General features: G+C 68.2%; 21 protein-coding genes. 8 read left to right on the plus strand and 13 right to left on the minus strand.

Annotated elements, in window-relative coordinates:
- Nucleotides 1–107 precede the first annotated feature (107 nt).
- The 4 genes from cimA (at nucleotide 108) to cowN (ending at nucleotide 3907) form a co-directional block, all read left to right on the plus strand.
- Nucleotides 108–1712, plus strand: a complete 1605-nt coding sequence (gene cimA / locus ACSVC7_RS03185) for a citramalate synthase (protein ID WP_448202617.1) — start codon at nucleotides 108–110, stop codon at nucleotides 1710–1712.
- Nucleotides 1713–1921: 209 nt separating this feature from the next.
- A complete protein-coding gene (locus tag ACSVC7_RS03190) occupies nucleotides 1922–2692 on the plus strand; it encodes an RNA methyltransferase (RefSeq protein ID WP_448202616.1) in 771 nt (256 codons plus the stop codon).
- A 54-nt stretch (nucleotides 2693–2746) separates the two neighbouring features.
- Nucleotides 2747–3475 (plus strand): LytTR family DNA-binding domain-containing protein, encoded by a 729-nt coding sequence (locus ACSVC7_RS03195; protein WP_448202615.1) that lies wholly within the window; start codon nucleotides 2747–2749, stop codon nucleotides 3473–3475.
- A 135-nt stretch (nucleotides 3476–3610) separates the two neighbouring features.
- Nucleotides 3611–3907: a N(2)-fixation sustaining protein CowN gene (cowN, locus tag ACSVC7_RS03200; RefSeq protein WP_448202614.1), complete on the plus strand. Its 297-nt coding sequence runs from the start codon at nucleotides 3611–3613 to the stop codon at nucleotides 3905–3907.
- A 4-nt stretch (nucleotides 3908–3911) separates the two neighbouring features.
- On the opposite strand, the gene ACSVC7_RS03205 is transcribed toward cowN, so the two are convergent.
- Together ACSVC7_RS03205 and ACSVC7_RS03210 are read right to left on the minus strand one after the other, a co-directional pair.
- On the minus strand, nucleotides 3912–5198 hold the full coding sequence (locus tag ACSVC7_RS03205) for a PQQ-dependent sugar dehydrogenase (RefSeq protein WP_448202613.1): 1287 nt from the start codon (nucleotides 5196–5198) through the stop codon (nucleotides 3912–3914).
- Between the two features lie 55 nt (nucleotides 5199–5253).
- Entirely contained in the window at nucleotides 5254–6471 is a 1218-nt protein-coding gene (locus ACSVC7_RS03210) for a hypothetical protein (RefSeq protein ID WP_448202612.1), read from the minus strand.
- 288 nt (nucleotides 6472–6759) lie between these two features.
- On the opposite strand from ACSVC7_RS03210, the gene rpsD reads away from it, so the two are divergent.
- A complete protein-coding gene (gene rpsD / locus ACSVC7_RS03215) occupies nucleotides 6760–7374 on the plus strand; it encodes a 30S ribosomal protein S4 (protein ID WP_448202611.1) in 615 nt (204 codons plus the stop codon).
- A gap of 154 nt (nucleotides 7375–7528) precedes the next feature.
- Here the strand turns inward: rpsD and ACSVC7_RS03220 are convergent, their stop codons facing one another.
- Complete coding sequence (locus tag ACSVC7_RS03220) at nucleotides 7529–8632, minus strand: alkene reductase (protein ID WP_448202610.1); 1104 nt, start codon at nucleotides 8630–8632, stop codon at nucleotides 7529–7531.
- 191 nt (nucleotides 8633–8823) lie between these two features.
- Here ACSVC7_RS03220 and ACSVC7_RS03225 point away from each other — a divergent pair, with 191 nt between their 5' ends.
- Nucleotides 8824–9489, plus strand: coding sequence for a TetR/AcrR family transcriptional regulator (locus tag ACSVC7_RS03225; RefSeq protein ID WP_448202609.1), 666 nt, complete (start codon nucleotides 8824–8826; stop codon nucleotides 9487–9489).
- A gap of 13 nt (nucleotides 9490–9502) precedes the next feature.
- Here ACSVC7_RS03225 and rarD read toward each other — a convergent pair whose 3' ends face one another.
- From rarD to ACSVC7_RS03265, 8 genes are all read right to left on the minus strand, one after another.
- Nucleotides 9503–10477, minus strand: coding sequence for an EamA family transporter RarD (rarD, locus tag ACSVC7_RS03230; protein WP_448202608.1), 975 nt, complete (start codon nucleotides 10475–10477; stop codon nucleotides 9503–9505).
- A 118-nt stretch (nucleotides 10478–10595) separates the two neighbouring features.
- A complete protein-coding gene (locus ACSVC7_RS03235) occupies nucleotides 10596–11222 on the minus strand; it encodes a hypothetical protein (protein ID WP_448202607.1) in 627 nt (208 codons plus the stop codon).
- Nucleotides 11219–11701, minus strand: a complete 483-nt coding sequence (locus tag ACSVC7_RS03240) for a hypothetical protein (protein WP_448202606.1) — start codon at nucleotides 11699–11701, stop codon at nucleotides 11219–11221. The genes ACSVC7_RS03235 and ACSVC7_RS03240 overlap by 4 nt, the downstream gene beginning before the upstream one ends.
- Nucleotides 11702–11712: 11 nt before the next feature.
- Nucleotides 11713–11850: a hypothetical protein gene (locus ACSVC7_RS03245; protein ID WP_448202605.1), complete on the minus strand. Its 138-nt coding sequence runs from the start codon at nucleotides 11848–11850 to the stop codon at nucleotides 11713–11715.
- A 79-nt stretch (nucleotides 11851–11929) separates the two neighbouring features.
- Nucleotides 11930–12493: a PIN domain-containing protein gene (locus ACSVC7_RS03250; RefSeq protein WP_448202604.1), complete on the minus strand. Its 564-nt coding sequence runs from the start codon at nucleotides 12491–12493 to the stop codon at nucleotides 11930–11932.
- A complete protein-coding gene (locus tag ACSVC7_RS03255) occupies nucleotides 12490–12789 on the minus strand; it encodes a hypothetical protein (protein WP_448202603.1) in 300 nt (99 codons plus the stop codon). The genes ACSVC7_RS03250 and ACSVC7_RS03255 overlap by 4 nt, the downstream gene beginning before the upstream one ends.
- A 92-nt stretch (nucleotides 12790–12881) precedes the next feature.
- Nucleotides 12882–13223, minus strand: a complete 342-nt coding sequence (gene grxD, locus ACSVC7_RS03260) for a Grx4 family monothiol glutaredoxin (protein ID WP_448202602.1) — start codon at nucleotides 13221–13223, stop codon at nucleotides 12882–12884.
- 57 nt (nucleotides 13224–13280) lie between these two features.
- A complete protein-coding gene (locus ACSVC7_RS03265) occupies nucleotides 13281–13520 on the minus strand; it encodes a BolA/IbaG family iron-sulfur metabolism protein (RefSeq protein WP_448202601.1) in 240 nt (79 codons plus the stop codon).
- A 64-nt stretch (nucleotides 13521–13584) separates the two neighbouring features.
- Here ACSVC7_RS03265 and ACSVC7_RS03270 point away from each other — a divergent pair, with 64 nt between their 5' ends.
- Together ACSVC7_RS03270 and ACSVC7_RS03275 are read left to right on the plus strand one after the other, a co-directional pair.
- Nucleotides 13585–13872, plus strand: a complete 288-nt coding sequence (locus ACSVC7_RS03270) for a hypothetical protein (RefSeq protein ID WP_448202600.1) — start codon at nucleotides 13585–13587, stop codon at nucleotides 13870–13872.
- Between the two features lie 194 nt (nucleotides 13873–14066).
- Entirely contained in the window at nucleotides 14067–15749 is a 1683-nt protein-coding gene (locus ACSVC7_RS03275) for a methyl-accepting chemotaxis protein (RefSeq protein WP_448202599.1), read from the plus strand.
- 156 nt (nucleotides 15750–15905) lie between these two features.
- Here the strand turns inward: ACSVC7_RS03275 and purL are convergent, their stop codons facing one another.
- Nucleotides 15906–18164: a phosphoribosylformylglycinamidine synthase subunit PurL gene (gene purL / locus ACSVC7_RS03280; protein WP_448202598.1), complete on the minus strand. Its 2259-nt coding sequence runs from the start codon at nucleotides 18162–18164 to the stop codon at nucleotides 15906–15908.
- A complete protein-coding gene (gene purQ, locus ACSVC7_RS03285; protein WP_448202597.1) occupies nucleotides 18161–18865 on the minus strand; it encodes a phosphoribosylformylglycinamidine synthase subunit PurQ in 705 nt (234 codons plus the stop codon). The genes purL and purQ overlap by 4 nt, the downstream gene beginning before the upstream one ends.
- Between the last annotated feature and the right edge of the window lie 52 nt (nucleotides 18866–18917).

Genomic DNA, 18917 nt, shown 5'->3' on the forward strand with positions numbered 1-18917 from the left:
AATATTGAGATGCCGGGGCGCATCCGCCATTCTTCCGGCCTTTCGGTCAGTCCTATGACCATCCTTTAGGCGACCACCTTTTCAGGCGGCATTTTCGGGCGGCGGTGATGACGGGCGAACGCATCTATCTGTACGACACCACCCTGCGCGACGGCGCGCAGACCCAGGATGTGGACTTTTCGGTCGCCGACAAGATCGCCATCGCCCGCGACCTGGACCGGCTGGGCGTCGATTACGTGGAGGGCGGCTGGCCCGGCGCCAACCCGACCGACGACCAGTTCTTCGCCCAGGCGCCGGCGCTGAAACGCTCCACCTTCACCGCCTTCGGCATGACCCGCCGGCCGGGGCGCAGCACCGCCAACGACCCGCAGCTCGCCGTGCTCATCCAGTCCAAGGCCAGCGCCGTCTGCATCGTCGGCAAGACCTGGGACTTCCACGTCGACGTGGCGCTGGGCATCCCGCGCGCGGAGAATCTGGAGCTGATCGCCGACAGCATCGCCGCCCTGAAGGCCGCCAAGGGCGAGGCGCTGTTCGATGCGGAGCATTTCTTCGACGGCTACAAGCGCAACCCGGCCTACGCCGCCGCCTGCATCAAGGCCGCCTTCGACGCGGGCGCCCGCTGGATCGTGCTGTGCGACACCAACGGCGGCACCCTGCCGCACGAGATCGACGCGATCGTCCGTCAGGTGATCGAGGAGCACGGCATCCCCGGCGACCGGCTGGGCATCCACTGCCACAACGACACGGAAAACGCCGTCGCCAACTCGCTGGCCGCCGTGCGCGCGGGCGTGCGCATGGTGCAGGGGACCATCAACGGGCTGGGGGAGCGCTGCGGCAACGCCAACCTCGTGTCGCTGATTCCGTCGCTGATGCTGAAGATGGGCTACGACGTCGGCATCCGCGCCGAGGACCTGCCGCTGCTGACCGAGATCAGCCGCAAGTTCGACGAGCGCCTGAACCGCGCCCCCAACCGCCACGCCCCCTACGTCGGCGCCAGCGCCTTCGCGCACAAGGGCGGCCTGCACGTCTCGGCCGTGGAGAAGGACCCGTCCTCCTACGAGCATGTGGTGCCGGAGTCGGTGGGCAACCGCCGGCAGATCGTCATGTCGGACCAGGCCGGCCGCTCCAACGTCATCGCGCGGCTGCGCGAGATGGGCATGGACGTGGACCCGAAGGACGAGCGGCTGAGCCGCCTGCTCGACCTCGTGAAGCAGCGCGACACGGATGGCTACGCCTACGACACCGCTGAGGCCAGCTTCGAACTGCTGGTCCGCCGCGAGCTGGGCGAGGTGCCGGACTATTTCACCCTGAAGCGCTTCCACGTCACCGACGAGCGCCGCTACAACGCGAAGGGCGAGCTGGTCGTCGAGTCGGAAGCCGTCGTCCGCGTGCGGATCGGCGGCAAGGAATACCACGAGGTGGCCTCCGGCAACGGCCCGGTGAACGCGTTGGACACCGCGATGCGCAAGGCGCTGGAGCCGCTCTACCCGCTGCTCGGCGGCGTGAAGCTGTCGGACTACCGCGTGCGCATCCTGGCCGCGAAGGACGGCACCGGCGCCATGCCGCGCGTCCTGATCCGCTCCGAAAACGGCGACGGGTCGGAGTGGTCCACGCTGGGCGTCTCCACCAACATCATCGAAGCCTCCATGGAAGCTTTGGTGGACAGCTATACCTTCAAGCTGTTCAAAGGCGGCGCGGTGCCGCGCGGCTGAAGCCATGCCCCCTCTTCCGTCCTGAAGTCGTTGCTACGGCGATTTTGGGGCGTCATCCCCGCGAAGGCGGGGATCCAGGGCCACGAGGAAACGTCTCGGGGTGCCCTGGATCCCCGCCTTCGCGGGGATGACGGACATGAAGATGATGTTTATCGTTGCAGGCCTCCGGAAGGGGAGAGGGGAATAGAAGTGCAAGTTCGAGCAAGGCGATGACCTCCGGAAAAGATCCCAACCGTCCGTCCGTCCTTGGCGGTCCGACCATCATCCTCGTCCAGCCCCAGCTGGGCGAGAACATCGGCGCCTGCGCGCGGGCCATGCTGAACTGCGGCCTGACCGAGCTGCGGCTCGTGAAGCCGCGCGACGGCTGGCCCAACGAGAAGGCCGTGGCCGCGGCGTCGGGCGCCGACCTCGTGCTCGACGGGGCGACGCTGTACGAGACGACGGCCGAGGCGGTCGCCGACCTCAACGTGGTCTTCGCCACCACCGTGCGCACGCGCGGCATGATCCAGGAATTCGTCACCCCGCGCGTCGCGGCGACCGAACTGCGCGCCCATTTCGACGCTGGTCACAAGACCGGCGTGCTGTTCGGGCCGGAGCGCACGGGCCTCGTCAACGACGACCTGACGCTGGCGGAAAAGCTGATCACCGTGCCGCTGAACCCGTCCTTCTCCTCGCTGAATCTGGCGCAGGCGGTCCTGCTGATCGGCTACGAGTGGTTCCAGACCGGCGAGATCCCGCCCGACCGCGTGCTGCACACCGGTCAGACCCGCCCGGCCACCAAGGCGGAGCTGCTGAACTTCTTCGAGCATCTGGAAGGCGACCTGGACCGCACCGGCTTCTTCACGACGCCGGAAAAGCGCCCCTCCATGGTCCGCACCCTGCGCAACGCCATCGAGCGCATGCAGATGACCGAGCAGGAGGTGCGCACCTTCCACGGCGTCATCGCCGCGCTGACCGGGCGCCGTAAGGGCGAGCCTTAACCGCTCCCCCAGAACCCTTTTCCAGCGGGGGCGAAGAGTGCCTATACTGCCCCCATGGAATACACCCTCCAGCATATGCCCGTGGGCCTCGTCCTGCTTGACGGGGACCGGCGCGTCGTGTCGGTGAACGCGGCGGCAGAGCGGATGGTCGGCCGCTCCCGTCCGCTGGTGGGTGCCAGCCTGCACGACCTGCACCCGCCGGCCAGCCGCGCCAAGGTGGAGCTGCTGCTGGCCGCCGCCCATGACCCGGACGCGCCACCCGCCGCCAGCGCCATGATGGTGGCTCTGCCCGGCCGGATGATCGTGGTGAAGGCCACCGCGCTGCCGCAGGGCGACGCCTCTCCCCTGATCGCGCTGATGCTGTACGAGGTCGGCAAGCCCGGCGCGCCGTCGCCCGAGCCGCCGGCCCAAAAAGCGGTGGTTGCCGACCCGCCGGACGAACCCACCCCACCGCTGGTCAAGCTGCCGATCACGACGCGCCAGGGCGTGGTGCTGATCGACCCGGCGGACGCCGTCTATGTCCAGGCCAACGGCCACTACACGACCGTGCACACGGCGGAGGGGGCCTTCTTCTGCTCCCTGGCGCTGTCGGACCTGGAGGCGCGGCTCGACGGGCGGCAGTTCGTGCGGGCGCATCGCGGCTACATCGTCAACCTGCGCCACGCCCAGGCCATCGACCGCAGCGACGGCCGCGCCGCCTTCGTCATGGCCGCCCCCGGCGCGCCCCGCGTCCCGGTCAGCCGCGGCCGCATCGAGCGCCTGAAGAAGCTGCTCGCGCTCTGACCAAAACCATTCGCGCGCCGAACCAACCGTTCGCGCGGCCGGCCCGCCGTTCATGCAGGGCGGCTTGTGTGCGCCGCGGCAATCCGCGATGACGGATGGGTGTCGTCAGCCGCCGCATCCGAGGGAAAACACGCCGTGGACGCAACCGACTCCCCCGACCGTTACGTCTCATTCAAAGGCATCGACTGCGAAGGCAACTCGCGCCGCATCATCGAACGCCTGCACACGCACATCGACGACCCGGCCAAGACCAACGCCTTCTGGGAACGCTTCAAGGAGAAGCTGGCCGTCGCCGACGACCCGCTGAAGCGTCAGGCCGACGGTCTCTGCCTGCTCTGCGCGAACGTCTACTACATCGCCGACCTGTTCGAGGAATACGACGACGAGGAAGGCTTGGCGATGCTGCGCAAGCTGGAGGACGAGTGCTGTTAGGCCCTCACCGCCGGCTGCTCATCTTCCCGGTCCCCACATAGGCCACCTTCCAGACCGACCCCAGGCTGTCGGCGATCAGCAGACTTCCATCCCTGGCGATCGCCAGCCCGGCGGGGCGCCCCCACACCCGGGGGCGCCGGTCCTCTCCTTCCTCGCGGAGGAAGCCGCTGGCGAAGACCTCGTAGCCGCCGGCCGGCTTCTTCCCGTCGAAGGGCGCGAAGACCACCGTGTAGCCCACAGGGTCCGACCGGCTGGAGGACCCGTGCAGCGCGACCAGCGCGCCGTTGCGAAAGTGCGCCGGGCCGTTGAGCCGGTCGGTGAAGACCATGCCGAGCGGCGCGGAATGCGACTCGAACAGCAGGTCGGGCGCGATGGACTGCTCCACCAAATCCGGCCGCTTGTCCGCGAACTCCGGCTGCGGGTGGCTGCCCAGATAGGCGTAGGGCCAGCCGTAGAATCCCCCCGGCTCGATCCGCGTCAGGAAATCGGGCACCAGCCCGTCGCCCATCCCGTCGCGCTCGTTCACCACCGCGTAGAGGTCGTTCGACTCTGGCCGGAATCCCATGCCGACCGGGTTGCGCAGCCCGGTGGCGAGCGTGCGCCCCTCGCCGCCCTCGATGGGGAATTCCTGGATGGTGGCGCGCGGCGGGGCCTCCTCCGCGATGTTGGCGGCGGAGCCGACGCCCACATAGAAATACCGCCCGTCCGGCGCGATGACCAGGGAGCGGGTGTCGTGCCCGTTCCGGTCCCCCAGCGCGCCCGGCGGGGTCAGGCGCTGGCGCTCCCCCGGTGCGGCGGTGGCGCCCTCGCGCCAGGGCAGGCGCCACACGGCCTCCGTATCGGCCACATAGACGAAGCCCTCGTGGAAGGCGAGACCGTAGGGCTTGTCGAAGCCCGCCGCCCACAGCCAGGACTCCGCCTCGCCCTTTCCTCCGTCCTTCCCGTCGCCCTCGCGCAGCAGCGTCAGGGTGCCGGGCTTCTGCTGCGCCACCAGCACGCCGCCGTCGGGCAGGACCAGCAGGTTGCGGGCGTTCTCCACATGGTCGCGCAACAGCGTGGCGCGAAAGCCCGGCGGCACGCGCAGGGGCTGCTTGTCCGGCCGGTCGACCCGGACATGGGTGTTGTGCACGGTGGGCGTGGCATAGGGCGCCGGTAACCCATCCGGGGTCACATGGGCGGTGTCGCCGACCTTCTGGGCGGCCGCGACGCCGGAGGAAACCATCGCCATCATGGCGGCCGCCGGAAGGAGCCGCCGCCGGAACGTCGCATCCGCTTTTGCCACGCCCACCATCTCCCGTCCCGTGTCCGGTATAAGGTGAGCGTGGCGCCGCGGCCGGCAAGGACGGTCAGCCCACGCGCGGGGTCGCCGCGGCGGTGCCGCTCTGTCCCGCGCCGCCCTTGTCGCCGTCCGGCTTCGGACCGGTCCCGCGCAGGCGGACGAAGCGCGACAGCAGGTCGAACCAGAAGGGCGCGCCGAGCGACAGGGCGAAGGCGCTCAGCAACCAGCCGAGCAGGTGAAGGATAAAGCTTCCCAGGTCGTGGGGCGCCGCCGTTTCGGACCAGCCGATCGGCACGCCGCCCAGCTTCCGGTTCACGTCGTCGTTCAGCTGGACGATGCGCGTCCCCAGGCATTCGAGCTGGTCGACGGGCTTGTCCTTGTCCGTCGCCGCGCAGGGATTTTTCAGGATCGAGTCGTCCTTCGACGTGTCCACGGCGGTCTTGACCAGCGCCGCCCGCAGGGCGTCGTCGCGCCACAGAACGGTCGAAATCCCGATGGTGTCGACGTTCAGGGCGAACGCCACCAGAAAGGCGACGGCCAGCGTCACGAACTGGATGCGCTGCTTGTACCAGCCCGACACCCGGTCCATCGACTGGTCGAACCAGTCCTCGATGGCCTGGATGGCCGCTTTGGCGGCATCTTCCGCCTTCACCGCCTTGACCTGGGCCTGCGTCACGACCGGACGCAGCATGTCCTTCAATTCGGGGTATGGGATCTTGTCGATCAGCTCCGCCACGTTGCCGAAGGCCGCCTGCGGCTGGTTGGGCACGGGCTTGCCGTCCTTGTCGACCATCGTCACGTCCTTGTCCGATGCCAGCAGGTCGATCAGGGCGGCGGCGAAAAGATTGGACGGGATGTAGGCCGGAACGCGCTCCCCCGGGGCGAGGCGATGGATGAGCGGATGGTTGAGCAGCGCGTAGGCGAGCGAGTCTTTCGGCGCCGCGGACGTTTCGCCGCCGGACGTGAGGCTGGCATCCTCGATCCGGCGCTGTCCCATGATCCGCCACCCCCACGTCGCGCGCCAACGGTCCAGCCACTCGCGCCAGGTCGGTTCGGTGCCGCTTCCCTCCGCCGGCTGAGCGGGCGGGGCAGCGCCTTGCGCGGGCGCTTTCGTGGAGGTCTGGAGCAGCCAGACCAAGCCCTGCACCAGATTGATGTGCCGCAGCCGCAGCGCCGCGGCGATGATTTCCACGATGGCCGTGGTCAGAACGCTCAGCAACAGATAGATGAACGCCAGTCCGATGGCGGTGTCCAGCAGCTTGAGCTGTCCAAGGGCGTCGATCATTGGCGCATATCCTCCTTCCGGCCTGCGCGGATGGATAGAAAATACGTATGTATTGTTCTTCTTATACGCGCATCGCCGGAGAATGGAACGCCGAACGGAAAATGGCAATCGCTGATTTTTCGCGGCACGGCGCGCCTGCACGCCGGGTTTGACATTGGGGCGCGGATCCGTATAGTGCGCGGCTTCAAATCCTGGGAAGGCGGGCGTGCCTGTGGTATGCGCCCCGTCCGCGGCTTGTCCCGCGGAACTACCGGGACAAGACCAACTCGTGTTCCATCGAGGACCAAAATGGCCAAGCGTCTACAGTCCAAGTACAAGATCGACCGCCGCCTCGGCGTCAACCTCTGGGGCCGCGGCAAGTCGCCGATCAACAAGCGTGAGTATGGCCCCGGCCAGCACGGCCAGCGCCGCAAGAAGCCGTCCGACTACGGCCTGCAGCTGATGGCCAAGCAGAAGCTGAAGGGCTACTACGGCAACATCGGCGAGAAGCAGTTCCGCCGCATCTACGCCGAGGCCGTGCGCCGCAAGGGCGACACCGGCGAGAACCTGGTGGGCCTGCTGGAGCGCCGCCTGGACGCGGTGGTCTACCGCATGAAGTTCGCGCCGACCCCGTTCGCCGCGCGCCAGATCATCAACCACGGCCACATCCTGGTCAACGGCCGCCGCCTGAACATCCCGTCGGCCCAGATCAAGGAAAACGACACCATCGAGGTGCGTGCCAAGTCGAAGCAGATGGCCCTCATCCTGGAGGCCGTCGCCTCCGGTGAGCGCGACATCCCCGACTACCTGGAAGTGGACACCGGCGCCCTGAAGGGCCGCTTCGTCCGCGTCCCGCTGCTGGCCGACGTCCCGTACCCGGTCCAGATGGAGCCGAACCTGGTCGTCGAGTTCTACTCGCGCTGATCCTTCGGTTCCGCCGACACGCGAAAGGCCGCGCCTCCGGGCGCGGCCTTTTTCGTTTCCGAATCCCTTTCGGACCCAAAAAGAAAGCCGGGAACCTTGCGGTTCCCGGCCTTGGGGTGCGGGGGATGGGGGCTTCCCCCGCGGGGGGAGGGGATCAGGCGTCCACCGGCTCCAGCGCCGGGTAGTCGGTGTAGCCCTTGGCGTCGCCGCCGTAGTAGCTGCCGCGGTCCGGCTCGGTCAGTTCGGCGCCGCGGCGGAAGCGTTCCGGCAGGTCCGGGTTGGAAATGAACGGCTCGCCGAAGCTGACCGCGTCGGCGGCGCCGGACGCGATGGCCGCCTCGGCCTGCTCCTTGGTGTAGCCGCCGTTGATGATGAAGGGGCCCTTGAAGAGCTGCCGCAGCTCGGCCGCGACGTGCGGAGCGCCGGCGGGTGGGGCCATGTGGTGGCCCGGCTGGCCTTCGATGATGTGCAGGAACGCCAGCCCGAACGGGTTCAGCGCCTGCACGACGTGGGTGTAGAGCGCCCGCGGGTCGCTGTCGCCCATGTCGTTGAAGGTGCCGGTGGGCGACAGGCGCACGCCGACGCGGCCGGCGCCGACGGCGGTGGTCACCGCCTCCACGATTTCCAGCAGGAAGCGGGCGCGGTTCTCGACGCTGCCGCCGTAGCGGTCGGTGCGCTTGTTGGTGCGGTCGCGCAGGAACTGGTCGATCAGGTAGCCGTTGGCGGCGTGGATCTCCACGCCGTCCAGGCCGGCGTCGAAGACCGCGCGCTTGGCGGCGTCGGCGAAGGCCTTGACGATGCCGGGGATCTCGTCCGCTTCCAGCGCGCGCGGGGTGGGGAAGGGCTTCATGCCCTGGCCGGTGTACAGCTCGCCCGCCGCGGCGATGGCCGACGGGGCGACCGGCAGGGCGCCATTCGGCTGGAACAGCGGGTGCGAGATGCGGCCGACGTGCCAGATCTGCGCGGCGATCAGACCGCCCTTCGCGTGCACCGCCTCCGCGATCGCGCGCCAGGCCAGCGTCTGGGCGTCGGTGTGGATGCCCGGCGTGTTGGGGTAGCCCTGGCCGGTCTCGGAAACCTGCGTCGCCTCGGTGATGATCAGGCCGGCCGACGCGCGCTGGGCGTAGTATTCGGCCATCAGCGGGGTGGGGGTGTTGCCGTCGCCGGCGCGGCTGCGGGTCATCGGCGCCATGACGACGCGGTTCGGCAGCTCGATGGCGCCAAGGCGCAGGGGCGTGAAGAGATCGGCGTTGCTCATGGTTGCGGTGCCCTCTTGGTCCGATGCCCGGCTTGGTGACCGGTGCTGGTATGTATGTGGGTACATACTTATCCCGTTCGGAGCCCTTGTCAAGTATGCGCGTGCATACCTATTATCAAGAAGACGCCGGCCACCCAGATCCCAGCTACCCGGATCATGGACGAACCGCCGGCGAAACGAGGACCAGGATTGTGCCCAGGACCGAGGACGAGACTTCCGCCAAACCTGAAGACTGCTGCGCCACGCCCGACGCGCCGGCCCGCAAGCGCGACCGCGAGGCGACCAAGGGTGCGCTTCTGGACGCGGCCAAGATGGTGTTCGCCGAACGCGGCTTCGACGCCGCGACGACGCGCGACATCGCCGGCCGCGCGGGCGTGAACGAGCAGCTGATCCAGCGCTATTTCTCCGGCAAGGCCGGGCTTCTGCTGGCTGTGGTGGAGCGCTATGGCCGGGAGGAGGGGAGCGCCTGCGCCCTGCCGCCGCCGGGCGACGATCTGGAGGCCGACCTCGCCAGCTTCCTGCAGCATCAGCTCCAGCACACCTGGAAGTGCCGCGACTTCACCAAGGTGATGCTCGACCGCGCGCTGGTCGATCCGGCCATCGCCGACGAAATGGCGCGCACCCTGGCGGAAAGCCGCATCCCCTGCCTGCTGAAGCGGCTGGAGACCTTCCGCGAGCGTGGCGCCATCGCGCCGGACGCCGACCTCGCCAACGTGGCGGCGGGCATCGCGACGCTCAGCTTCGGGCTGGGCTTCCTCGATCAGGTGGTGTTCGGCCGGAACCCGGAGCGGGTCTGCGCGGTGGTGCGCACGCTGGCCCACACCATGGCCCACGGGCTGGCCCCACGAAAGGCGTGACCCGGACGGGCGGCTACTCCGCCGCTGCCCCAGTGGCCGTCTCAGCTGCCGCGCGGGCTTCGGCGCGGGCGGCGCGGTGGGTGAACAGGGCGTCGGCGGAATAGAGCAGCAGCGCGACCCAGATGCAGGCAAAGGCGATGGCGTGGGCGGTGGTGAAAGCCTCGCCATAGACCAGCACGCCCAGCATCAGCTGCCCCGTCGGCCCGATGTACTGAAGCACGCCGAGCGTCGACAGCTTCAGCCGCGCGGCCCCCACCATGAACAGCACCAGCGGAATGGCGGTGACCGGCCCGGCCAGCACGATCAGCAGGTCGGTGCCCAGACCATGCACGCCGAAGTTCCCCTCCCCGGCGGCGTTCAGCCACAGCAGATAGAGCAGCGCCGGGGGCACCAGCAGGGCGGTTTCCACGAACAGCCCGATCATCGGGTCGATGGCCGCCTTCTTGCGCACCAGCGCGTAGACGCCGAAGCTGACCGCCAGCGACAGCGCCACCCAGGGCACCGACCCGTAGGACAGGACGAGGCTCGCCACGCCCGCCGCCGCGATCAGCACGGCGATCCCCTGCCGGCGCGACAGCCGCTCGTGCAGGAAGGCGATGCCCAGCAGCACGTTCACGATCGGGTTGATGTAGTAGCCGAGGCTCGATTCGACCATCCGCCCGTGGGTGACCGCCCAGATGAAGATGGTCCAGTTGGTCCCGATCAGGGCCGTGGTCACCACGAAGATGCCCAGCCGTTTCCAGCTTCCCACGCCGCGCACGATGCCGGACAGGCCGCGCGTCGGCACCAGCCAGACGCCGACCAGGATGACCGTCCACACCACGCGGTGGGCGACGATCTCCACCGCCCCGACGTTGCCGAGCAGCTTGAAATAGACCGGCGCCACGAAGCCCCAGATGACGAAGGCGCCCAGCGCGGCGAGGAAGCTCACGGTGGCCGGGTTGCGCCCGGCGACCGGCGGCGGAGTGGGGGAAGTGGATTCGGCCATGATCCCCTTTAACACGCCACCGCCCGCCGGTGCGACGAGTCGCCGCTCATGACGGTCCTGCGCGCCGGGAATGGCCTATACGGAGTCGGGCTTTCGGGCGGGTGTTCCGGGGCGACGATCAGCCGCCGCCGCCGCCGCCTCCGCCACCACCTCCACCCCCGCCGCCAGCACCCCCTCCGGCCGCGCCGCCGCCCATGGAGCCGCCCGCCGATCCGCCGACGCCGCCGGCGCCTCCGGTCGTTCCCATGGATCCAGCCCCAGCTGCGCCTCCACCCGTTGCGCCGGGTCTGCCCGCGCTTGCCGGACCGGAACTGCCGGACGGCAGGCCGGAGGATCCCGTGGAGGACCCCGTCGAACCGGCCGTCCCGCCCGTTCCGCCACCCGGCCCCAGCGAGCCGCCGCGCCCGCCGACGCCGGCCTCGCGGACCATGTTGCGGGCGTCACGCAGGCGGGCGAGGCAGCCGTCCGTATCGCCGCGCCCGGCGGCCGAGCGCGCCTCGTCCATCATGCCGCGCAGCTTGTCCTTCTGCTCGCCGGTCAGGGTCGCGCCCTGGCGCCCGCCCGGCAGGGGCTGGTTCCCCAGGAAGGATTCGGAAAAGCGCGAGACCTCGTCGCGGCAGGCGCTCTGCTGTTCGTAGCGCGGGGCCGCCTGCGTTTGGCTTTGCTGGGTGTGCCGCTGCTGAGCCTGTGCTGGCAGCGCCGCCAGCGCCAGCAGCGCGCCCAGAAGCATGCGTTTCCCTCTCATGGCCGCGCCCTCCCGGTCGGGCCGGGCTCCGCGTCGGGGGCCGGATAGACCCCGGCCCGCACCGTTTCGGTGCGCGCGGGCTCCACCGGCGGGGCGGGGGGCGGAGCGGGGGCGACCGCCGGACCGGCGTTGACCCCGCGCATCGCCGTTGCGGCCTGGCCGAGCGGGGCGGAACGGACGCCACCCGGTTCCAGGACGTCCAGCGCGCGCCGGATCGCCGATTCGCGGGTCAGGGACACCACGAGCAGCGCTCCGCCCTGGCGCACCGCCTCGGCGTAGTCATGCGCCTCCTCGTTGGGGACGCCCCAGCCGGACAGCAGCACGAACAGCCCGCCGTGGAAGTCGTTGGAGCCGCCGAATCCGCCGTCGAACACCACGTCCACCGTCAGGTCGTCGAACCCGGCGTCCAGCAGGTCCCGCTGCGCCGCCTCGGCCTCGGCGCGGCTGTCGTACAGGGCTACGATCGTCTTGCGAGCCATGGCCGCCTCCCTCAGCGCAGAAGAACCAGAAGCACCGCCGCGATGACGATCGCCGCGACCACCATCAGGACCGTCCGCGACTGCGCGCGCACCGTCCCGGCCCCTTCATAGACGCCCAGCTTGCGCGGGCCCGACCGTCCCAATGCCATGGCACCCCTCCGCATGTGTCGACCGCATGTCTTCGGTTGTGCTTAGGCAACAAGGTGTGACCGGGAGCGGTTCCGGGAATCAGCAAGAGGAAGGGCCACGCGGCGTAGACGCGGGAACATCCACGCTGTCTTCAGACGGGCGACGGCCGTTGTCCGTGATCGCTTTCCAGATCGCGTCCACGCTGGGGATCAGCCCGCGACGTTCCATCCCGACCAGCAGCGCCTTGGTCGACACGACGTGCACGTTGTCCGGAAGGACGAAGCGGCTTTTGCGGACATCGGAATCTTCGTAGACGAGAAGAACCGCGTCGTCGGGCTGCGCCACCTCGTCCAGGCGCGCCAGAAATTCGGCTATGGCGGCCTCTCCGCGTCCTTTCTGGCGCGCGGTTTCGCCGGCCACGCGTCGGCTCGCCGCGTCCTTGCCGACCTCGGTTTCGAAGACGTGAATGGTGCTCTGGTGCCCCGCCACGAAATCGGCGATGCGGCGTGCATCGTCGTGGCGCTCGTCCCGCGTCACCTCAAAGAGAACCTGATCGACGACGTAGATCGGCAGTTCAAGGGAAAGCAGATGCGACAGCGCGTCCGCCTTTCCGAGGCTGATCAGGGGACCCGCGTCCGGAACGACCAGGACGACACGGGTCACCGCGACTCGCCCAACAGCCGGCAAACTTCATCCGCCATGCGGTCGATGTCGGCGGGCGGCAGTTCGGGCAACGACAGGCCCCGTTCGGCCACCCGGTCGATCAACGCGCCGTAGCCGATGCCCAAAGCGGCCATGGCCTGACGGCGACCGATGTCGCCGCGCGCAAAACGCGCCACCGGATCGTCCGCGGATTGGCCGGGCGCGGGCTCGGCAACGATTCTACGCGTGAGACGGGACATGGACGGCTCCATCACGGTCCGGATCGCCAATCTGCGCCGGTCGAAGACTTCGATCAAGCGCCTCAAACGAAAAGGGCTCCGCCGCGGCGGAGCCCTGATCGTGTGGACCGGTGTGGCTGCCGGTCAGGCGCAGGCGCCTGCGGCGCCAATCAGGCGTTCGCGCCCGTGGCGACGCCCTTGTCCTTGAGGAGCTGCTGCAGCTCGCCCGACTCGTACATCTCGCGCACGATGTCGCAGCCGCCGACCAGTTCGCCCTTCACGTAGAGCTGCGGGAAGGTCGGCCAGTTCGAATAGTCCTTCAGACCCTGGCGCAGGCCCGGATCCTCCAGGATGTTGATGCCCTTGAACTTCACGCCCGTGTGGCTCAGCACCTGGACGACGGCGGCGGAGAAGCCGCACTGCGGGAAGACGGGCGTGCCCTTCATGTACAGCACGACATCGTTGCCCTTGATGTCCTGCTCGATGCGGTCCTTGATGTTCTGGTCAACCATGTCTCTAACCTTCTCCGATGATGCCGCGGCGGGGGTGCCGTCCAAAGCGATGAGGGGTCACGCGCCTTCCGGCACGGCCGTGGTGAGGGCGAGAGCGTGCAGCTCGCCGCCCATCTTTCCCTGAAGGGCGGCATAGACCATCTGGTGCTGCTGCACGCGGGACTTGCCCTTGAACGTTGCGGACGTGACCAGCGCGGCGTAATGGTCGCCGTCGCCGCGCAGGTCGGCGATCTCCACCGTCGCGTCCGGAATGCCTTCCTTGATCAGCTTTTCGATCACCGCGGCTTCCATCGCCATGGCCGTATTCCTGTTCCGTCTTGCCCTGCCCATAGGGGCGCCGCCCGTATAATTAAGCGCGCGGGTGGGTTTTGTCACCGGGGAAGCGTCGGCGGTGCGTGGTCCGAAGGTGCGCGGGCTATCGGGGCGGGCCTTCGGTCCGGCCAGCAGCGCCCGACACATCCTTGCGCGCAAGGCGATGGAGTATTTCCAAGATGTTCCATACACGCGAAATTGTTTAGACACTTTCGTGCAAGACATGGGTTCGGCGCAGGTCGACTTTGGTGAAGGCGGAGTGCGACATTACGACACTCTAAATATCTTATTAATATTTGCCGCCTCAATCTGCGTCGGCATCGCCCGTTCTTTCTGAAACATTTGAGGGTGTGGGGCCGTGAAAGCGGTTGCATGCTTAAGAAATTGATCCATCGACCATGTTTTATGACTGTTCTTGACAGCGATCAATTCCCGGCTTCGAAAGAACGCTTACTTTTGCGATGCGCTCGGTAAGCCAAAACAGGACGCGCATTTGACAAGCGTTCTGTCTGGTCACAAGAAGGCACGTCCATGACTCTCCAGAACCTCTCCATCACCACCAAAATCCTGGCGGCGCTGTTGCTGATGGCCGCGCTCACGGTTGGCACCAATCTGTACTCCCTGACGGGGATGTCCCGGATCGATGCACAATATTCGGAGCTGATCGATCAGGAAGCCAAGGCCACGATCGCGATGGCGCGCTCCAACCGGGTGCTCGCCGACATCGGGCAGCTCGCCTACAAGATGATCGCGGAGACCGACGATGCCGCAATGAAGCGGATCGCCAAGCAGATGGACGAGGAGTTCGCGATTCTCCGCACCACCCTGGCCGACGCGAAACGGCTGCCGGAGGTGCGCAGCGACGTGGAGCGTCTGATGGCGGAGACCGAGACGACCATCCGCCTTTTCCCCGATGTGCAGAAGGCCACGCTGGCGAACGACAACGTTCTTGCCATGCGGCTGATGGCGGAGAAGATCGAGCCGGCCATGGCGCAGACGCGCAAACGGATCGTCGAGGTGACCACCGACATCACCGGGCGCCTGGACAAGGCGTCGGACGACGCGACGGCCTTCACGAACACGACGTACAACACGACGCTCGGCGTTTCGGGACTCGGCATCGTGCTGTTCCTCGGCCTTGCCTACCTCCAGGTGCGCAACGGCATCGTGCAGCCGATCCGCCGCACCGTCGCCATCATGGAGCGGCTGGCCGGAGGCGACGCTTCGGTGGACGTGGAGGGGCACAACCGCAAGGACGAGGTCGGCGCGATCGCGCGCACGGTTCTGGTGTTCAAGCAGAACCTGATCCGCACCCGTGAGATGGAGCGTGAAGCCAAAGAGGCCGAAGCGCGCGCGGCCGCCGAAAAGCGCAAGGGAATGCTCGATATGGCATCCCGGTTCGAGCAGCGCGTGGGCGGCATCGTGAACGCGGTGGGCAGCGCCGCCACGGAACTGCAGGCCACCGCGTCGCAGCTCGCCGCCGCCGTGGAGGAGGTCAGCGCCCAGTGCACCGCCGTCGCCGCCGCGTCGGAACAGGCCAGCGCGAACGTGCAAACCGTGGCCTCGGCCTCCGAGGAGATGTCGGCGGCGATCCGCCAACTCTCCGACCGGGTGACCCGGGCGGCCGGGCGGTCGAAGGCGGCTGCCGATGGCGCCGTCCAGGCGCAGAAGCAGTTGGACGCGCTTTCGGGATCGATCGAGCAGGTCGACCAGATCGTCGCCGCCATCAACGCCGTGGCCAGCCAGACCAACCTGCTGGCGCTGAACGCCACCATCGAGGCGGCGCGGGCCGGCGAGGCCGGCAAGGGCTTTGCCGTCGTGGCGTCGGAGGTCAAGAACCTCGCCAACCAGACCCACGCGATGACGGAGCAGATCGGCAGCCAGATCGCCACCGTCAAAGGGGCGTCCGACCGGACGGTGGACGCGATGCGCACCATCATCGGGCAGGTCGAGGACATCGACCATTCGACCTCCGAAATGGCCGCTTCGGTCGAGCAGCAGAGCGCGGCGACGACGGAAATCAGCCGCAACGCCCAGCAGGCCGCCATCGGCACGTCCGAGGTGTCGCGCAACGTCGGCGGCATTCAGCAGGCGGAAGGCGAAAGCAGCGCCGCCACCCAGAATGTGAAGCGCGCGGCCGACGATCTGGCCGGTCAGGCGTCCCTGCTCAAGCAGGAAATGGACAGCTTCCTTTCGGAAATCCGGGCCGCCTGATCGCCCTTCAGGGCGTTATGGTTCATGCGTCGGCCGCCTTCGGGCGGCCGATGCTTTTTTATGCGCTGCTGTTCTTAAAGCGCTGCCATGCGCCGAAACGAAAAGGGGCCGGGCGAATGTCTCCGCCCGGCCCCTTCCTGAACGCTGTGTCGCGGCTTACTCGACGCCGGCGGCCATGTAGCCCGGCAGCCACGCCTCGTTGGCCTTCTTCAGGCGGTCGATGGTGATGGCCTCCGGGCCACGGCCGGTCAGGGCCGTGCCGTTGGTCTTGCCGAGCACCGTCACCGGCACGCCGGCCGCCTTGGCCTTTTCCTGCACCGCCGCGGCCTTCTCCGGACGGACGGCCAGCACATAGCGGGCCTGATCCTCGCCGAACAGCACGCCGGCATCCGCCCCATCCAGGCCCGACAGGTTGGCGCCGATGCCGCCGGCCATGGCCATCTCGGCCACGGTCACCAGCAGGCCGCCGTCCTGGACGTCGTGGCTGGAGACCACCAGACCCTCGCGGATGATGCCGCGCACGAAGTCGCCGTTGCGGCGCTCCGCCTTCAGGTCCACCGGCGGGGGCGGGCCTTCCTCGCGGCCGAGGATCTCGCGCAGGTACAGCGACTGGCCGAGGTGGCCCCCCCCTGGAGGTTTAATCTCGCCCACCAGCAGGATGGTGTCGCCCTCGTTCTTGAAGGCGATGCCGACCGCGAGCATGGCGTCCGGCATGATGCCGACGCCGCCGATGGCGGGGGTCGGCAGGATGGCCTCGCCGTTGGTCTCGTTGTAAAGCGAGACGTTGCCCGACACGACCGGGAAGTCCAGCGCGCGGCAGGCGTCGGCCATGCCCTGGATGGCCCCGACGAACTGGCCCATGATCCGCGGCTTCTCGGGGTTGCCGAAGTTCATGTTGTCGGTGATGGCCAGCGGCAGGGCGCCGACCGCCGACAGGTTGCGGTACGCCTCCGCCACCGCCTGGGCGCCGCCACGCACCGGGTCGGCGAGGCAGTAGCGCGGGGTGCAGTCGGTGGTGATGGCGACGGCCTTGGTCTGGCCCGGCAGCCGCACCACGCCCGCGTCGGCCTGACCGGACATGTAGCGGGTGTCGCCGTTGACGAGGCTGTCGTACTGCTCCCAAATCCAGCGCTTGGACGCCTGATCGGGGACGGAGACGAGCGTCTCCAGGATGTCGCCCAGCGTCTTGTCGGCCGGCAGCGCGTGGACCGACTCGTCCAGCGCGGGCTGCGGCGGGGTCGGCTCCCACGGGCGCTCATAGACGGGCGACGCGTTGGACACCGGCGCGATCGGCATGTCGCACCAGGTGTCGCCGTGCATCTTGATGACCAGATTGCCGCTGTCGGTCAGGGTGCCGATAACGGCGAAGTCCAGCTCCCACTTGTCGAAGATCGCGCGGGCGACCTCCTCGCGGCCGGGCTTGAGGATGATCAGCATGCGCTCCTGGCTTTCGGAGAGCATGATCTCGTAGGGGGTCATCCCCTCCTCGCGCATCGGCACGTTGTCGAGCACCAGCTCGATGCCCAGCCCACCCTTGCCGGCCATCTCGACCGAAGAGGAGGTCAGGCCGGCGGCACCCATGTCCTGGATGGCGACGATGGCGTCCGTCTCCATCAGCTCCAGGCAGGCTTCGATCAGCAGCTTTTCGGTGAAGGGGTCGCCGACCTGCACGGTCGGGCGCTTCTCCTCCGAATCCTCGGTGAACTCGGCGGACGCCATGGTGGCGCCGTGGATGCCGTCGCGGCCGGTCTTGGAGCCGACATAGACCACCGGGTTGCCGATGCCGGCGGCGGCCGAATAGAAGATCTTGTCGGTCTTGGCGACACCCACGGTCATGGCGTTGACCAGGATGTTGCCGTTGTAGGCCGGGTGGAAATTCGTCTCGCCGCCCACGGTCGGCACGCCGACGCAGTTGCCGTAATGGGCGATGCCGGCCACAACGCCCGACACCAGATGGCGGGTCTTCGGGTGGTCGGGCGCGCCGAAGCGCAGCGCGTTCATGTTCGCGATGGGCCGGGCGCCCATGGTGAACACGTCGCGAAGGATGCCGCCGACGCCGGTCGCCGCACCCTGGTACGGCTCGATGTAGGACGGGTGGTTGTGGCTTTCCATCTTGAAGATGACGGCGTCGCCGTCACCGATGTCCACCACGCCCGCGTTCTCGCCGGGGCCGCAGATGACCTGCGGGCCGTCGGTCGGCAGGGTGGTCAGCCACACCTTGGAGGACTTGTAGGAGCAATGCTCCGACCACATCACCGAGATGATGCCGAGTTCCGTGAAGGTGGGCTTGCGGCCCAGGATCTTCAGGGCGTTCTCGTACTCCTCGGCGGACAGGCCGAACTCGCGGGCGAGTTCGAGGGTCGCTTCGGGCTGCGACTGAGCGGAGATTTTCTGGCTTACGAGCTTTTGACTCACGACAGGGCCTCCACCAGACCGTCGAACAGGGGCTTGCCGTCGGTGTTGCCGTGGAAGGCCGACACCGCGTCCTCGGGGTGCGGCATCAGGCCCAGCACGGTGCGCCTGGCGTTGAAGATGCCGGCGATGCCGGTGACCGAGCCGTTGGGGTTCCAATCATTGGAATTCCCCTGGGGATCGTCGCGGCCGTCGTCGCTGACATAGCGGAAGGCCACCTGGCCTTCGCCGTCCAGGCGCTTCACCGTTTCCGCGTCGGTCCAGTAGTTGCCGTCGCCGTGCGCCACGGGATAGCGGACGATCTGGCCCTTGCGGTACTTGGCCGTGAAGGGGCTGTCCGTGTTCTCCACCCGCAGGTGGACGGTGCGGCAGACGAACTTCAGCGCGGCGTTGCGCATCAGGGCGCCGGGCAGCAGCCCCGCCTCCGTGATGATCTGGAAGCCGTTGCAGATGCCGAGCACCCGCACGCCCTGATCGGCCCGCGCCTTCACCTCGCGCATGATCGGCGAGTGCGCCGCCATGGCGCCGGAGCGCAGGTAATCGCCATAGGAGAAGCCGCCCGGCACGAGGATCAGATCGACCTTGGGCAGTTCGGTGTCGCGGTGCCAGACCAGATGCGGCTTGGTTCCGCTGGCGGCCTCCAGCGCGGCGACGGCGTCGCGTTCGCGGTTGGAGCCGGGGAAAACGATGACGGCGGCCTTCATGGGGCGTGGAAAATCCGGCGTCGTGGGGAGAAAACGGTTCGAGGCCGGACAC

It is taken from the genome of Azospirillum mesophilum, assembly GCF_053470405.2.

What these genes read in the sequence shown, in the direction of transcription:
- ACSVC7_RS03235 (WP_448202607.1), bottom strand. Translation starts at nt 11,222, where the DNA reads ATGAGAGGGAAACGCATGCTTCTGGGCGCGCTGCTGGCGCTGGCGGCG.
- ACSVC7_RS03190 (WP_448202616.1), top strand. Translation starts at nt 1,922, where the DNA reads ATGACCTCCGGAAAAGATCCCAACCGTCCGTCCGTCCTTGGCGGTCCG.
- rpsD (WP_448202611.1), top strand. Translation starts at nt 6,760, where the DNA reads ATGGCCAAGCGTCTACAGTCCAAGTACAAGATCGACCGCCGCCTCGGC.
- ACSVC7_RS03220 (WP_448202610.1), bottom strand. Translation starts at nt 8,632, where the DNA reads ATGAGCAACGCCGATCTCTTCACGCCCCTGCGCCTTGGCGCCATCGAG.
- rarD (WP_448202608.1), bottom strand. Translation starts at nt 10,477, where the DNA reads ATGGCCGAATCCACTTCCCCCACTCCGCCGCCGGTCGCCGGGCGCAAC.
- ACSVC7_RS03245 (WP_448202605.1), bottom strand. Translation starts at nt 11,850, where the DNA reads ATGGCATTGGGACGGTCGGGCCCGCGCAAGCTGGGCGTCTATGAAGGG.
- ACSVC7_RS03240 (WP_448202606.1), bottom strand. Translation starts at nt 11,701, where the DNA reads ATGGCTCGCAAGACGATCGTAGCCCTGTACGACAGCCGCGCCGAGGCC.
- ACSVC7_RS03205 (WP_448202613.1), bottom strand. Translation starts at nt 5,198, where the DNA reads ATGGTGGGCGTGGCAAAAGCGGATGCGACGTTCCGGCGGCGGCTCCTT.
- cimA (WP_448202617.1), top strand. Translation starts at nt 108, where the DNA reads ATGACGGGCGAACGCATCTATCTGTACGACACCACCCTGCGCGACGGC.
- ACSVC7_RS03265 (WP_448202601.1), bottom strand. Translation starts at nt 13,520, where the DNA reads ATGGCGATGGAAGCCGCGGTGATCGAAAAGCTGATCAAGGAAGGCATT.
- ACSVC7_RS03195 (WP_448202615.1), top strand. Translation starts at nt 2,747, where the DNA reads ATGGAATACACCCTCCAGCATATGCCCGTGGGCCTCGTCCTGCTTGAC.
- ACSVC7_RS03210 (WP_448202612.1), bottom strand. Translation starts at nt 6,471, where the DNA reads ATGATCGACGCCCTTGGACAGCTCAAGCTGCTGGACACCGCCATCGGA.
- purQ (WP_448202597.1), bottom strand. Translation starts at nt 18,865, where the DNA reads ATGAAGGCCGCCGTCATCGTTTTCCCCGGCTCCAACCGCGAACGCGAC.
- grxD (WP_448202602.1), bottom strand. Translation starts at nt 13,223, where the DNA reads ATGGTTGACCAGAACATCAAGGACCGCATCGAGCAGGACATCAAGGGC.
- ACSVC7_RS03275 (WP_448202599.1), top strand. Translation starts at nt 14,067, where the DNA reads ATGACTCTCCAGAACCTCTCCATCACCACCAAAATCCTGGCGGCGCTG.